Origin of the sequence: Amycolatopsis rhabdoformis, from assembly GCF_035918295.1 — a bacterium.
GTDB classification, from domain to species: domain Bacteria; phylum Actinomycetota; class Actinomycetes; order Mycobacteriales; family Pseudonocardiaceae; genus Amycolatopsis; species Amycolatopsis rhabdoformis.
On the sequence record NZ_CP142149.1, the window covers coordinates 8,893,115 to 8,906,652 of the forward strand.

Sequence of the window (13,538 nt, forward strand, 5' to 3'; positions counted from 1 at the left end):
TGTCGGTGCCGGCCGGTAGAATGGGATTGGGGACGCCCCCTTGGGGAGGGCGGGGGTTTTGTCTCGGCGGTCTGTGGGGGCTGCAACAGGTGCCCGACTTGGATGAGCTAGTTGCGCCGCCATCTCCGCCACGATCCAAGCCCTGTCGAGGAGTCGTAGCGTTCGCGAACCGGGGACCAGGCCGCAACCATGCCGACCTACGTCTCCGTCCCGTACCTGCACAACGCGGCACCACCTGAGCAACAACGGCCTGCGCCCAGTGCTCCCGAAGGCGAGCTTCCCAGCGCCGACCAGGTCGCCGCCGAACTCACGCCTCCCGGGACGCGAATCCACGACGGCGGCAACCCGGCCGAACCCACGACCCACCACCGCGGACCGCAAGAACCGCCAAAGAGCGGTCTCGGCGGCGCGTCGGCCCAAAGCCGCACAAACACCGGCCCACCTCAGGCCGTGAACCCACCATCCACCGTGATCGAACCCCCAGTCAGATACCGCCCATCCGGCCCCGCCACATGCGACACCGTCGCGGCGACATCCGCGGCCTCCGCGTAGTGCCCCAGTGCGATGTGCGCCAACTGGCCGGCCGCGCCAGGACCGTCGGCCGGGTTCATGTCCGTGTCCGTGGAGCCGGGGTGCACCACGGTTGCCGTGACGCCGCGGGGGCCGAGGTCGCGCGCGAGGCCGCGGGTGAGGCCCACCAGGGCGGCCTTGGTCGCCGAGTAGAGGCTCACGCCGGGGAACGGCACGCGTTCGGCGAGGTCGCTGCCGATGGAGATCACGCGGCCGCCGCGGGGGAGGTGGCGGAGGGCGGCCTGGGTGGCGACCACGACGGCGCGCACGTTCACCGCCAGCATGTGGTCCACCTCGGTCACCGAGAGTGATTCGAAGGGCGTGCCGGTCATCACGCCGGCGTTGTTCACGAGGATGTCGAGCCGGCCGAGTTCGGTGGCGGTGCGGTCGACCGCCGCGGTCACTGCGTCGGCGTCGGCCGCGTCGGCCTGCAGGGCGAGGCCGCGGCGGCCCTGTTCCTCGACGGTGGCGACGACCTTGGCCGCCTTGTCCGCCGACTGCTGGTAGGTGATGGCGACGTCGGCGCCGTCCTCGGCCAGGCGTTTCGCGATCGCCGCGCCGATGCCGCGGCTGCCGCCGGTGACCAGTGCGACCTTGCCGTCAAGCGAGCCCATGGGAGACCCTTTCTGTATCGATGACTACATAAAAGACGCTGTACTGTGGCGTCGTCAAGTTTTTCTGTATCGGTCGCTAAAGAAGGTGGTCCATGTCACCGCGGGGCCGGCCGCGCGCGTTCGACCGCGAGCGGGCGCTCACCGAGGCCATGTTCGTGTTCTGGGAGCGCGGCTACGAGGGCGCGTCACTCGCCGACCTCACCGGCGCGATGGGCATCAACCCGCCCAGCCTGTACGCGGCCTTCGGCGGCAAGGAGGCGCTCTTCCGCGAAGCGGTGGACCAGTACAGCGCCACCTACGGCAGCGCCACGCCCCGCGCGCTCGCCGAAGAGCCGACGGCCCACGCCGCCATCGAAGCGATGCTGCGTGACAACGTCCGCGTGTACGTCGACCCCGCGCACCCCACCGGCTGCATGGTCGTGCTCGCCGCCACGAACTGCTCGCCCGCCAACCGCTCGGTGTGCGAGCACCTCGGGCTGGCCCGGGCCCACGTGCGGGAGCTGATCCGCGCCCGCCTGCGCCGCGGTGTCGAGGCCGGTGAGCTGCCCGAGGCCACGGACGTCGACGCCCTCGGCGGCTACTACGCGACCGTGTTGTTCGGCCTGTCCGTGCAGGCCCGCGACGGTGCCGGCCTGCCGGAGCTCACGGCGGTCATCGACGCCGCCCTCACGTGCTGGCCGCAAACCCCGGCAAGCCCCGCAAACGACACCGGGGCGATGTCCGATGTGGACACCGCCCCGGCAAAGTCGTGAAAACGCTCAGCCGCCGGACATGCTCAGCGCTCGCTTGTCCTGCTTGATCAGGTTTTCCCGCTCGGACTCCGAGAGTCCGCCCCAGATGCCGTAGGGCTCGTGCACGGCCAGCGCGTGGCGCCGGCACATGTCCAGCACCGGGCAGGCCAGGCAGACCGCCTTCGCCCTGGCCTCACGGCGTGCCCTAGCCGGCCCCCGCTCGCCGTCCGGGTGAAAGAACGCCGCGCTGTCCATCCCCCGACACGACCCCTCCAGCTGCCAGTCCCACATATCTGCGTTGGGACCGGGGAGCCTGCGCGTGTCTGCCATCCTGACCGCCTCCGTCATCCGGTCGATGCCATTAGCTGCTCTGCTGTGGTGCCGATACTCCATTCGGTGCAACGGCGGTAACGTTAGAAGCGCGCCAATAGTTGTTCAAGGGCTTCGGGATGATTCAGCCGTTAGGCATCCCCCGGAATGGTGAGCAGGGGTTTTGGCTCCGGTTGCCGTCACTGTCTCGGGGCTGGATATTGGCCGGGTGGGATCCGGAGCGCGTGAAGGAGAACCCACCCTGCCGGTGGCCTCGGTCGCACGCCGGCTCGGGGTCGCCCCGTCGACCCTCCGTACCTGGGACCGGCGCTACGGCCTGGGCCCCAGCCGCCACACCGACGGCCGGCACCGCCGCTACGGCAGCTCCGACATCGATCGCCTCGAGCTCATGCAGCGCGCCCTGCTCCGCGGCGCCTCCACCGCCGAGGCCGCCCGCTTCGCGCTGCAGCAGATGCCGCGCACGGAGATCGTCCCGATCGCCGACGAACCCGTCACGCCCGCGCACGCCGAGCCCGCCGACGGTGAGGTGTCCTCGCGCCTGGCCCGCCGCCTGAGCACGGCCGCGCTGGCCATGGACGTCGGCGCCGTGCAGCGCATGCTCGCCGAGGCCCTCGGCGAGCTCGGCGTGCTGCCGGCGTGGTCCGGGGTGGTGGAGCCGGTGCTCACGGCGCTCGGCGCGCGCTGGCGCGGGGTGAGCGCGGGCGCCGAGGTCGAATACCTGCTGGCCGAGTGCGTGTACGCGGCGCTCGTGCGCGCGACCCCCGTGCTCGACGCGCCCCGCAACCTGCGCCCGGTGCTGCTCGCCTGCGTGCCGGAAGAACGCGACACCATGCCCGTGTACGCGCTCGCGGCCGCGCTGGCGGGGCGGCGGATCGGCGCGCAGCTGTTCGGCGTGCCACTGCCCGCCGAGGTGCTGGCGGTGGCCGTGCGGCGCAGCGCGCCCGCCGCCGTGGTGCTGTGGGCGCACCGGCGCGACGCGGCGGACCCGCGGCTGTTCGCGCGCGTGTCCCGCGGCCGCCAGCGCAGCCGGCTGTTCGCGTGCGGGCCGGGCTGGGACGCCGGCGCCCTGCCCGACAAGGTCGAGCTGCTCGCCGACCTGCCGGCCGCCGCCGGCCGCGTCGAGCACGTTCTTGTCGGGGCCGGGCGCTAGAAAGGTCCCGTGCAGGAAACCACCCTCGCCGAGCTCGCGTTCGGCGATCTCGTGCCGCCGTCGGTGCCGGTCACCGCGCCGCGCTCGGCCGCGCCGCGGCACCGGCTGCTGGCCGCTGTCGTGCTCGGCGCGCAGGGCCGCTACGCCGCCGCGGCCACGGCGCTGGCCGACCTGCGCCGGGGCGCCGACCCCGTGGTGGCCTCGCTGGCCGCGACCACGCTGGCGTCGCACCGCCGCCAGCTCGGCGGCCACGTGGCCGCGCGGGCGCTCGACGGCGAGGCACTGCTCGAGCTGGGCGCGGCCACGGCCCGGACTGACCCGGACGGCCTCGACGCGGCGGGCGCGCGAGCCGACGCCCTGCTCGGCCTGGCCGCCGACAACCTCGCCCTGGGCCGCCTCGCCGCCGCCCGGCGTCTGGCGGCCCGCGCGGCGGAAGCGGACGACCGCTGGCGGGCCACCGTGCGCGGCGGCTGGGTCGGCGCCGAGATCGCGCTCGCGGCCGGCCGCCCGGGTGAGGCGATCGCGCCCGCGCGGCGAGCTGCGGAAACCGCACGTTCGCGCGGGGCGCGCCGGCACATCGTCAAATCCGACATCGTGCTCGCGGTGGCACTAGTCACCGCGGGGGAAGCGGCCGAACGCGCTACTGCACTCGACGTCGTCACAAATGCCGCCAATGCGGCCGAGAAATACGAACTCTATTCACTTATTTGGGTGGCAACGCGCGTGGCGGCCGATCTGGACCCCGGACACGCCGAGAAGTATCGATTCAGAAGCCGCGAAGTGTTGCACGCAGTGTTACGACGCGCCGATCCTTGCGTGATGCGGATCGCAGAGGATTCACCGTGGGTCCCGGAGGGGCCGGGTTGAGCCCTCTGGAAACGCCGTTCCGGCATCCGGGCTAAGAAACTTCAAAAAAAGCCACCGGATCGTGTCAAGGTTCGGGCTAAAGCGTCCGATAGGGGAAGTGGAATGTCACCCGGCTGCAGGAAGGAAACCCCGTGACGACGGTCTTGATCTGCGACGACCGACGCAGTGTCCGCGAAGGGCTCACCCGTGTGATGTCCGCGGTCCCAGGGGTCAGTCGCATCGACTGCGTAGCGCACGGTGACGAGCTGCTGGCCCGGTACACCCGTCAGCCGGTCGACGTCGTGCTGGTCGGAACGCAGCGCGCGGTCCCGACGGGCGTCGAAGCCACTCGGCGGCTCGTCTCCGCGAACCCCCAGGCGAACGTCATCGTCTTCGGTGCCCCCGACGACGCCGGCAGCATCGCCGCCGCCATCGCCGGCGGTGCCCGCGGCTACCTCCGCTGGGACGCCTCGCGTCCCGAGCTGGTCGCCGCGCTGGCCCACACGCTCGCCAGCACCTCGGTGCCGGCGCCGCGTCAGCCGTCGGACCCTGGTGTGCAGCTCACCGAGCGCGAGCTCCAGGTGCTGCGCGGCATGAGCCAGGGCAAGAGCAACGGCCAGATCGGCCGCGAGCTCTACCTGTCGGAGGACACGGTGAAGACGCACGCGCGGCGGCTGTTCCGCAAGCTCGGCGTCCGCGACCGTGCCCAGGCCGTGGCCCACGGCTTCCGCCGCGGCCTCGTTTCCTGACGCTCTCCGCTCGACCACGCTCCGCGTGACAGGTTGTCCGTTCTGATGCCACGGTGACGACGGGCCAGGGCTACCGCCCTGGCCCGTACCTGTGTTCGCTCGACGTCCACAGGGCGCCGTTGGTGTGGTCTGCGTCACCTGTCACGTTGGTCGCCTTCGTCCCCACCGCTCGGGTCGGCTCCCTCCGGCGCCACCCTCCCGGGCAAGCAAGCCGTACCTCGCTGGTCAGCCGCTCGTTGGACCTCTGGTCGACGTGGGCGGCGCAGCCGCGTCCGCGCACGCGGCACGCCGGTGACCACCTCTGGCGGTTGTCGGGGAGGTAGCCGACGGTACGGTAACTGTCACCGGCGGGCGGGGGCACGATGACCACGCGCCGGATTCTTTGCACGCCTACACGTAACACTGGGACTGTTGTCTGCGATGGCCAATGTGGGGGATGGACTGGATGAACCGGTCGCCGCTGCCGTAGAGGGAGATCCTCAGGCAGTCGACCGGTTGCTGGCGGCCATCCGTCCCCTGGTGGTGCGGTATTGCCGCGCCCGGGTTGGCAGGCAGGAGCGTTCGTTCGCTTCGGCAGACGATGTTGCGCAGGAGGTGTGTCTCGCGGTGCTCACGGCATTGCCTTCGTACCGTGAACAGGGCCGCCCGTTCCTGGCTTTCGTCTACGGGATCGCCCAGCACAAGGTGGCCGACGCGCACCGCGCGGCGGCCCGGAACCGGGCTGAGCCGGTTGCCGAAGTCCCCGACGAGATCGAGGTCGGGGTCGGTCCGGAGCAGCGCGCTCTGCAGGGTGAGCTGAACGAACGCATGGCACAGCTGCTGAAGGTCCTGCCCGACAAGCAACGCGAGATCGTCGTGCTGCGGGTCGTGGTGGGTCTGTCGGCAGAAGAGACCGCGGAGGCCGTCGGGTCGACCCCGGGTGCCGTCCGAGTGGCCCAGCACCGAGCGCTTGCCCGCCTGCGTAAGGTGCTCGCCGCCGAGGAGGTGATCTGAGTGACCGATCACGACGACGATCGTGACCTGTCGCCGTCCGCTTTCACGGGCGGCATGACGGCCTACGACCCGGAAGCCGACGGTGACCTCACGGCCATCCAGGCCGACGACGCGCTGCTCGACGCGCTCGGCGGCACGGATCCGGCCATCGCCGACGGACTCGGCGACCAAGAGCTCAACGCGCTGCTGCTGGCGTGGCGGCGCGACATCGACAGCGAGCCGCTGGCCGAGCTCGTCGACGTCGACACCGCCGTCACCACGGTCAAGACGGCGTCGCTGGCGCGCAAGCACTCCGGCCGGGGCCGCCGGCGCCGCTACCTGGTGCCGATCGCCGCCGCGTGTGCCGCCGCCGCCATCGCCTTCACCGGCACCGGCCTGGCCGCCCGTGACGCCCAGCCGGGCGACACGCTGTGGGGCCTCACCAAGGTGCTCTACTCCGACCACGCCCGCTCGGTCGAAGCCGCGGCCACCGCGAAGCTCGACCTCGAGAAGGCCAACCTCGCCCTGGCCGACAACCGCCTCGCCGACGCCCGCAAGGCCCTCGACGACGCGCAGGCCGCCCTGAACCAGGTCACCGACGACGAGAACCGCGACCAGCTGCTCGAGCAGCACCGCCAGCTCGCCGCCCAGCTCGGTGACCCCGCCGCTCCGCCCGCGGGCCAGAGCACGTCCAACAACCCGACCACGCCGCCGCCGGTCAACAACCCGGCCAACACGGCGTCGCAGCAGTCCAGCGGCCAGCCCACGTCGCTGCCCGGCACCGGCTCCACCAGCCAGCCGGACACGACCAGCGTCACGCAGCCCCCGCCTCCTCCGCCGCCGGACACCACCACCAGCTCACCGCCGCCGGTCACCACCCCCACCGACGCGACCGGGAACGACCCGGGCAGCGGCGGCGGGAGCCCGCGCAACGAATCGTCGGAGAGCGGCGGTACCGGGGTCGGCGGGCAGAACATCGCGCCGGAGAACCCGTAGGTAGTTCGGGTTTCGACAGCTCTCGATTTTCGGAAACGCCCTGGCTGAGGCCGGGGCGTTTTTCGTGCGCGATGGGTAGTGGCTTGGTCGAGCAATACCGCTCAGTGACACCGCTCAACCAAGCCAACCCCGCCCAAGCAAAACGGCCCCGGCGATCCGAAGATCACCAGGGCCGTCCGGAGCCTTCTCGACTCACGAGGGATCAGGCCAGCGCCGATCAGGCTCAGCGCAGCTGAAACACCTCAGTAGGCACTCTCGTTCGCCGTCACACCGTCCGCGAACCCGCGGCAGTAGTCCCAGCTCACGTAGTCACCGGGGTTGGGATCGAACGCCGGCTCGTGCGGCCGCATGCGTCCGTCGGCCAGCAGCTGCTCCAGGCTCGCGCGCAGCAGGTGCCAGTCGTGATAGTGGGGTTCGTCGCATTCGCCGCAGTCCACGACGATGCCGCGGACGCCACGGGGCTCGAGGAGGGCCTGGTACACCGCCAGGTCGGAGAGGTCGGCCAGGAGCTCGGTGCGTTCGTCCGGGCTGATCGGCTCGTCCAGCTGGTCTTCGGGGTCGAGGAACGCCCGGGCCGGATCGTCCGGGTCGTCCGCGAAGGGGTCGGGGGGCAACACGTCGTGCGGCACGGCCTGCACGGTACCCGCCGTGTGGCGCCCGTCCCCACCCGCCCGGGTAAGGGGTGCGGCCCGGATATCATGAGGGGAAGGCTCAGCCAGCCCCTCGGCCAGATCGCTCACCCCCGCCAGGAAGGCCCTTCGCCCGCTATGACCAGCGAAAGCATCACCGCCCCCGTGCCCAGCAAGTTCGCGATGCTGGGCCTGACCTTCGACGACGTGCTGCTGCTGCCGGCCGAATCCGACGTGGTGCCCAGCGGGGTAGACACCAGCACCCGCCTCACGCGCAACATCACCCTCAACGTGCCGCTGGTCTCGGCCGCCATGGACACCGTCACCGAGGCCCGCATGGCGATCGCCATGGCGCGCCAGGGCGGCATCGGCGTGCTGCAGCGCAACCTGCCGATCGACGAGCAGGCCGCGGCCGTCGAGGTCGTGAAGCGTTCCGAGGCCGGCATGGTCACCGACCCGGTCACCTGCTCGCCCGACGACACACTGGCCGAGGTCGACGCCCTCTGCGCCCGCTTCCGCATCTCCGGCGTGCCGGTCACCGACGCGTCCGGCTCGCTCGTGGGCATCATCACCAACCGCGACATGCGGTTCGAGGTCGACTACACGCGCCTGGTCAGCGAGGTCATGACGAAGGCGCCGCTGATCACCGCGCAGGTCGGCGTCACGGCCGACGCCGCGCTCGGCCTGCTGCGCCGGCACAAGATCGAGAAGCTGCCGATCGTCGACGGCGCGGGCAAGCTGCGTGGCCTGATCACGGTCAAGGACTTCGTGAAGACCGAGCAGTACCCCAACGCCACCAAGGACACCGACGGCCGCCTCATCGTCGGCGCGGCCGTGGGCGTCGGCGCCGACGGGCACAAGCGCGCGATGACGCTGGCCGAGGCGGGCGTCGACGTGCTGATGGTCGACACCGCCCACGGCCACTCGCGCGCGGTGGTCGACACCGTGAAGCTGCTGAAGAAGGAGCTCGGCGACACCGTCGACATCGTCGGCGGCAACGTCGCCACCCGCGCGGGTGCGCAGGCGCTGGTCGACGCCGGTGTCGACGGGGTGAAGGTCGGCGTCGGCCCGGGCTCGATCTGCACCACCCGCATCGTCGCCGGGGTCGGCGTGCCGCAGATCTCCGCGATCTACGAGGCCGACCAGGCCTGCCGCCCGGCCGGCATCCCGGTGATCGGCGACGGCGGCATCCAGTACTCCGGCGACATCGCGAAGGCCATCGCGGCCGGCGCGTCCACGGTGATGCTCGGCAGCCTGCTCGCCGGCACCGCCGAGTCGCCCGGCGACCTGATCCTGGTGGGCGGCAAGCAGTTCAAGGTCTACCGCGGCATGGGCTCGCTGGGCGCCATGCAGTCGCGCGGCCAGGGCAAGTCGTACTCCAAGGACCGCTACGCGCAGGACGACGTGCTCAACGAGGACAAGCTCGTCCCCGAAGGCATCGAAGGCCGTATCCCGTTCCGCGGCCCGCTCGCCAACGTGGTGCACCAGCTCGTGGGCGGCCTGCGCGCCGGCATGGGCTACGCGGGCGCCGAGACGATCGCGCAGATGCAGGAAGCGCAGCTCGTCCGCATCACCGCCGCGGGCCTCAAGGAGAGCCACCCGCACGACATCACGATGACCGTCGAGGCGCCGAACTACTCGGCGCGGTAACTCGAACGGATCTTCCGGACATCCCGCCCGCCCCGGCACACTCGATCAAGATCTTCTCGAAGGGGGCGGGCGGGATGTCGATTTCTCGACGGGTCGTACTGGCGGTCACGGCTGCGGCCGTGCTGGGCGTCGGCGGGGGAGTGGCGGCGGCCGCACCCGGCACCGCCACCCCGGCGAACGGCGAGCTCTGGAAACGCACCGAGCTCTACTTCGGCACCGGCAAGCCCGACGGCGGCGTGGTGAGCGAAGCGGACTTCGCCGCCTTCACCGCGAAGGACGTCACTCCGCGCTTCCCCGACGGCTTCACCCAGCTCGAAGGCACCGGCCAGTACCGGCTGGAGTCCGGCGAGATCGCCCGGGAGCACTCGATCGTGCTGGTGATCCTCTACCCGTTCGACGACCGCGACGCCGACACCGACCTCGAGCACATCCGCACGGACTACAAGAACCTGTTCGACCAGGAATCGGTGCTGCGCACGGATTCTGTCGAGCGCGTCTCATTCTGACCCGGCGGGCATTTGTCCCGTCGCAGGAACCGGCGGCGTACGGCTGAGTGGTGCGGTGAAAGCGGATCGTCTCGCCGAGTTGGTCGTGGTCGTGGTGGGCTTCGCGCTGCCCGCGGCCGTCGGGGCCGGCGTTGTCCTGCAGGTCGCCGGACCGTCGCACGTCGAGGCGGCCCGCGTGGTGAGCTGCGCCGAGGTGCGCGACCCCGACAACCCGCCGACCCGGTACGTGCTGCGGTTCGCCACGGCCGCCGGCGAGAACGTCGACGTGCTGAGCTCCGACCCCGCGCTCGACACCGGAGTCGGCACGGCAGTGGAGCTCACGCGCTCGAACCGCTCCGGCGCCGTGCGCGAGGTGCGCCGTGGTGACGACGTGGTCGGCGTGCGCTCGTCGGCGCTGACGGGGCCGGTGTGGGGCGGCGTGATCGGCGTGATCGCGCTCGCCTACGCGGTGTGGCTCATGGTGCGGGGCGGGAAGCGGGCGCTGCCGGTGTCGCTGGTGGTGGGGCTGCTTTCCGCCGTCGCGGGGGCCGTGGCGGGCGCGGCGTTGTTCTGACCCGCCACAGCAGCACGGGCGTGGCCAGCATCAGCACGCCGGCCAGACCGATCGCCTCGCGCGTGCCCAGCCAAGCACCGAGCGCGCCCCACGCCAGCGTGAGCACGGCCCGCGTCGCGCCGGCCGTGATGCTCCACGCCGACAGCACGCGGGCGGCGCGCGAGGTCTCCGTCTCCTGCAGCCGGTAGGTGGCCGACACCGGGTTGAACACGCCGATCGTGAGGATCAGCCCGAACTCCACGGCCATCACGAACCCGAGCCCGGCCAGGCCGCGCGGGGTGAACGCGAGCGCCACCGGCCAGATCACGCGCAGCGTGCCCGTGACGAGAAGCACCCGCTCCGGCCCGAAGCGTGCGGTGATGCGGCGCGAGAGCCGCGAGCCGAGCAGCCCGCCGAGGCACGGCACGCCGAACGCGAGCCCGTACTGCCAGGCCGCGAACCCCAGCTCGCGCAACAGCAGCACGGCGAGCAGCGGTGCCGTCGCCATGATCAGGCCGTTCACGAGCGTGGTGTTGAAGAACAGCGCGCGCAGCCGCGGGTGGCCGAGGAGGTAGTGCCAGCCGTCGAGCACGTCTTTGGTCCGGACCGTGGCCGGACGCGCGGTGGGCGGTGGCTCCGGCGTGCGGATCGCGCTGATCGCGAGCGCCGAGAGCAGGTAGCTCACGCTGTCGAGCACCACCGTGGTGAGCGGCCCGAACAGCCCGATCAGCGCGCCGCCCGACGGCGGGCCCACGGCGGTGGCGGTCCACTGCGTGGATTCGAACCGGCCGTTGGCCACGAGCAGGTCCTCACCCGTCGCCAGGCCCTTGAGGTAGGCGCCGCTGGCCGCCGTGAACACGATGTTCGCGGTCGCCACGACCACCGACACCGCCACGAGCTGCCCGAACGTGAGCCCGCCCAGCGCGTAGCCCAGCGGCAGCGTGAGCAGCGCCACGAACCGCACCGCGTCCATCGCCACCAGCACCGGCCGTTTGCGCCGGAACTCGACCCACGGCCCCAGCGGCACCGCGATCAGCGCGCCGACAGCGAGGCCCGCCGCGGCGAGCACCGAGACCTCCGTGGTGCTGCGGTGGAGCACCGTCACGGCGATGAACGGGAACGCGTCGAGCGCGAGCCACGTGCCCGCGGTGCTCGTGGCGTACGCGAGCCACAACCGGCGGAAGTCCTGTCCCAGCGCCACTCTTGTCCCCCCGTTGTCGTCCGACGCATCCAACAGCGCGGGAAACGGCGGTGGCAAACAACCTCGCGACGCGGTGCACAACCTGCGGTTGTCGGCCCGGCTTATGCCCCCCGTGCGTTCGTCACCCACGCGGACTAGCGACAATGGACGGCGTTGTCGTCGGTGCGAGAAGGGACATCACGTGCGGGATCTGGTCGAGATCGGGATGGGACGCACCGCGCGACGGGCGTATGGCCTCGATGAGGTGGAGATCGTGCCCTCGCGGCGGACGCGGTCGTCGTCGGTGGTCTCCACCGCCTGGCAGATCGACGCCTACCGCTTCGACCTGCCGCTGGTCACGCACCCGACCGACGCCATCGTGTCGCCGGGCACGGCCGTCGCGATCGGCGAGCTCGGCGGGCTGGGCGTGCTCAACGCCGAGGGCCTGTGGGCGCGCCACGCCAACGTCGAGGACGCGATCTTCCGGCTGGTCCGCGCGGCCGAGGACACCGAAGACCCGGCGGCCGTGGTGCGTGAGCTGCAGGAGCTGCACGCCGCGCCGGTGCGGCTCGACCTGCTGACCGAGGCGATCAAGACCGTCCGCGAGTCGGGCGTCACCGTCGCCGCGCGCGTGAGCCCGCAGCACGCCGCCGAGCTCACGCCCGACCTGCTGGCCGCCGGCGTGGAGATCCTCGTGGTGCAGGGCACGATCATCTCGGCCGAACACGTGCAGCGCGACGCGGAACCGCTCAACCTCAAGGAGTTCATCGGCCGCCTCGACGTGCCCGTGATCGCCGGCGGCGTGAGCGACTACCGCACGGCCATGCACCTCATGCGCACCGGCGCGGCCGGCGTGATCGTCGGCCACGGCTACACCGACGGCGTGACCAGCACCGACCGCGTGCTCGGCATCGGCGTGCCCATGGCCACCGCCATCGTCGACGCCGCGGCCGCCCGCCGCGACTACCTGGACGAAACCGGCGGCCGCTACGTCCACGTCCTCGCCGACGGCGGCATGACCACCTCGGGCGACATCGCCAAGGCCATCGCCTGCGGCGCCGACGCCGTGATGCTCGGCGCGCCCCTGGCCACCGCCACCGACGCCCCCGGCCAGGGCCTCTACTGGACCGCCGCCGCGGCCCACCCGTCGCTGCCCCGCTCGCGCGTGGTCGCCGGCCCGGACTCCGACTACGCCGTGGACCTCAAGACGCTGCTCTTCGGCCCGTCGTCCGACGCGGAGGGCGTGGTGAACCTGTTCGGCGCCCTGCGTCGCGCGATGGCGAAGACGGGGTACTCGGACCTGAAGGAGTTCCAGCGCGTGGGGCTCACCGTGCGCCGCTGACGTTGTCATCGAAGAAGCCCCCGCGCCTGGTTGGGCGCGGGGGCTTTTCTATGACGCCGCGGTGCGTGGGGCCCAGTGCCGGCCGCGTCGCGGCGTTCGCCAGTGGCGGCCGCGCTCGGGCCGCAGCGGACCGCGATCCGGCTGGTGCGTGGCGAAGCGGGCGGCGGTGAGTCCCATCAGGACCGGGTACCGCACCTCGCCGTGGCGCAACTCGGTGTCCCGCGGCCGGCCTTCCTCGCGGAAGCCGAGTTCTCCGTGCAGGGCAAGGGAAGCGAAGTTGCTGCCGTTCACGCTCACCACGCACTCGCGGTAGCCGCGCTGCTCGAACATCACCGCGAGCAACGCGCTCACGGCGTCGGCGGCGTAACCGCACCTGCGGTGCTGCGGGCCGATCCCGATGCCGTAGCTGAAGCGGCGGGTGGCCGGATCCGCCTGGATCCACAGGGAACCGACGACCGTGCGGCTGTGGCGCGTCTCGATGGCGAGGTGGAAGTCGTGGCCGGAATCGCCCGCCAGCCGGTGCGCGGCCCAGTGCCGGTAGCCGCCGACGCGCAGGTCGTGGCTGCGCGCGGCGTCGCGGTCGAACCCGGCCAGCACCCGGTGATCAGCGGGCCGGATCTCACGCAGGCGCACCTTCCGGCCGGCGTCACGGGGCTCACTGGCCCGGCGTCGGGCGCGGATGGAGTTCGCGGTCATCGCGGGGATCGTATCGGCTGGCCGCCGCCGGCACCGAACGTCCGT

At 71.9% G+C, this 13,538-nt stretch carries 15 protein-coding genes; 10 read left to right on the forward strand and 5 right to left on the reverse strand.

The genetic code is table 11. From position 1 onward, the window contains the following. Positions 1 to 443: 443 nt before the first annotated feature. On the reverse strand, positions 444 to 1,184 hold the full coding sequence (locus tag VSH64_RS41360; RefSeq protein WP_326568163.1) for an SDR family NAD(P)-dependent oxidoreductase: 741 nt from the start codon (positions 1,182 to 1,184) through the stop codon (positions 444 to 446). 92 nt (positions 1,185 to 1,276) lie between these two features. Here VSH64_RS41360 and VSH64_RS41365 point away from each other — a divergent pair, with 92 nt between their 5' ends. Next, positions 1,277 to 1,936 (forward strand): TetR/AcrR family transcriptional regulator, encoded by a 660-nt coding sequence (locus tag VSH64_RS41365; RefSeq protein WP_326568164.1) that lies wholly within the window; start codon positions 1,277 to 1,279, stop codon positions 1,934 to 1,936. Positions 1,937 to 1,942: 6 nt separating this feature from the next. Here the strand turns inward: VSH64_RS41365 and VSH64_RS41370 are convergent, their stop codons facing one another. Further along, positions 1,943 to 2,263 carry a WhiB family transcriptional regulator gene (locus VSH64_RS41370; protein WP_220246148.1) on the reverse strand — a complete coding sequence of 107 codons (321 nt, stop codon included), beginning with the start codon at positions 2,261 to 2,263 and terminating at the stop codon, positions 1,943 to 1,945. Positions 2,264 to 2,486: 223 nt separating this feature from the next. Here VSH64_RS41370 and VSH64_RS41375 point away from each other — a divergent pair, with 223 nt between their 5' ends. The 5 genes from VSH64_RS41375 (at position 2,487) to VSH64_RS41395 (ending at position 6,958) form a co-directional block, all read left to right on the forward strand. Continuing rightward, positions 2,487 to 3,395: a MerR family transcriptional regulator gene (locus VSH64_RS41375; protein ID WP_407655711.1), complete on the forward strand. Its 909-nt coding sequence runs from the start codon at positions 2,487 to 2,489 to the stop codon at positions 3,393 to 3,395. A gap of 9 nt (positions 3,396 to 3,404) precedes the next feature. Further along, positions 3,405 to 4,262, forward strand: a complete 858-nt coding sequence (locus tag VSH64_RS41380) for a hypothetical protein (protein WP_326568166.1) — start codon at positions 3,405 to 3,407, stop codon at positions 4,260 to 4,262. A 131-nt stretch (positions 4,263 to 4,393) separates the two neighbouring features. Further along, positions 4,394 to 4,990, forward strand: coding sequence for a response regulator transcription factor (locus tag VSH64_RS41385; RefSeq protein ID WP_020662719.1), 597 nt, complete (start codon positions 4,394 to 4,396; stop codon positions 4,988 to 4,990). A 420-nt stretch (positions 4,991 to 5,410) separates the two neighbouring features. Continuing rightward, on the forward strand, positions 5,411 to 5,983 hold the full coding sequence (locus VSH64_RS41390) for a sigma-70 family RNA polymerase sigma factor (protein ID WP_326838178.1): 573 nt from the start codon (positions 5,411 to 5,413) through the stop codon (positions 5,981 to 5,983). After that, on the forward strand, positions 5,984 to 6,958 hold the full coding sequence (locus VSH64_RS41395; RefSeq protein ID WP_407655596.1) for an anti-sigma-D factor RsdA: 975 nt from the start codon (positions 5,984 to 5,986) through the stop codon (positions 6,956 to 6,958). 242 nt (positions 6,959 to 7,200) lie between these two features. Here VSH64_RS41395 and VSH64_RS41400 read toward each other — a convergent pair whose 3' ends face one another. Beyond that, positions 7,201 to 7,596 (reverse strand): DUF5319 domain-containing protein, encoded by a 396-nt coding sequence (locus tag VSH64_RS41400; RefSeq protein WP_220247349.1) that lies wholly within the window; start codon positions 7,594 to 7,596, stop codon positions 7,201 to 7,203. 129 nt (positions 7,597 to 7,725) lie between these two features. On the opposite strand from VSH64_RS41400, the gene guaB reads away from it, so the two are divergent. From guaB to VSH64_RS41415, 3 genes are all read left to right on the forward strand, one after another. After that, positions 7,726 to 9,237 (forward strand): IMP dehydrogenase, encoded by a 1,512-nt coding sequence (gene guaB, locus VSH64_RS41405; protein ID WP_326568167.1) that lies wholly within the window; start codon positions 7,726 to 7,728, stop codon positions 9,235 to 9,237. Positions 9,238 to 9,311: 74 nt separating this feature from the next. Next, entirely contained in the window at positions 9,312 to 9,743 is a 432-nt protein-coding gene (locus VSH64_RS41410) for a DUF3574 domain-containing protein (protein ID WP_326568168.1), read from the forward strand. 55 nt (positions 9,744 to 9,798) lie between these two features. Next, the gene (locus tag VSH64_RS41415) at positions 9,799 to 10,296 is read left to right on the forward strand and encodes a hypothetical protein (protein ID WP_326568169.1); all 498 of its coding nucleotides are present in this window, start codon (positions 9,799 to 9,801) and stop codon (positions 10,294 to 10,296) included. Here VSH64_RS41415 and VSH64_RS41420 read toward each other — a convergent pair. Next, on the reverse strand, positions 10,199 to 11,476 hold the full coding sequence (locus VSH64_RS41420) for an MFS transporter (RefSeq protein WP_326568170.1): 1,278 nt from the start codon (positions 11,474 to 11,476) through the stop codon (positions 10,199 to 10,201). The genes VSH64_RS41415 and VSH64_RS41420 overlap by 98 nt on opposite strands. Positions 11,477 to 11,657: 181 nt before the next feature. Here VSH64_RS41420 and VSH64_RS41425 point away from each other — a divergent pair, with 181 nt between their 5' ends. Continuing rightward, a complete protein-coding gene (locus tag VSH64_RS41425) occupies positions 11,658 to 12,797 on the forward strand; it encodes a GuaB3 family IMP dehydrogenase-related protein (protein WP_326568171.1) in 1,140 nt (379 codons plus the stop codon). A gap of 48 nt (positions 12,798 to 12,845) precedes the next feature. Here VSH64_RS41425 and VSH64_RS41430 read toward each other — a convergent pair whose 3' ends face one another. After that, complete coding sequence (locus tag VSH64_RS41430; RefSeq protein ID WP_326838180.1) at positions 12,846 to 13,430, reverse strand: GNAT family N-acetyltransferase; 585 nt, start codon at positions 13,428 to 13,430, stop codon at positions 12,846 to 12,848. Between the last annotated feature and the right edge of the window lie 108 nt (positions 13,431 to 13,538).

What these genes read in the sequence shown, in the direction of transcription:
- VSH64_RS41390 (WP_326838178.1), top strand. Translation starts at nt 5,411, where the DNA reads ATGGCCAATGTGGGGGATGGACTGGATGAACCGGTCGCCGCTGCCGTA.
- VSH64_RS41370 (WP_220246148.1), bottom strand. Translation starts at nt 2,263, where the DNA reads ATGACGGAGGCGGTCAGGATGGCAGACACGCGCAGGCTCCCCGGTCCC.
- VSH64_RS41360 (WP_326568163.1), bottom strand. Translation starts at nt 1,184, where the DNA reads ATGGGCTCGCTTGACGGCAAGGTCGCACTGGTCACCGGCGGCAGCCGC.
- VSH64_RS41365 (WP_326568164.1), top strand. Translation starts at nt 1,277, where the DNA reads ATGTCACCGCGGGGCCGGCCGCGCGCGTTCGACCGCGAGCGGGCGCTC.
- guaB (WP_326568167.1), top strand. Translation starts at nt 7,726, where the DNA reads ATGACCAGCGAAAGCATCACCGCCCCCGTGCCCAGCAAGTTCGCGATG.
- VSH64_RS41410 (WP_326568168.1), top strand. Translation starts at nt 9,312, where the DNA reads ATGTCGATTTCTCGACGGGTCGTACTGGCGGTCACGGCTGCGGCCGTG.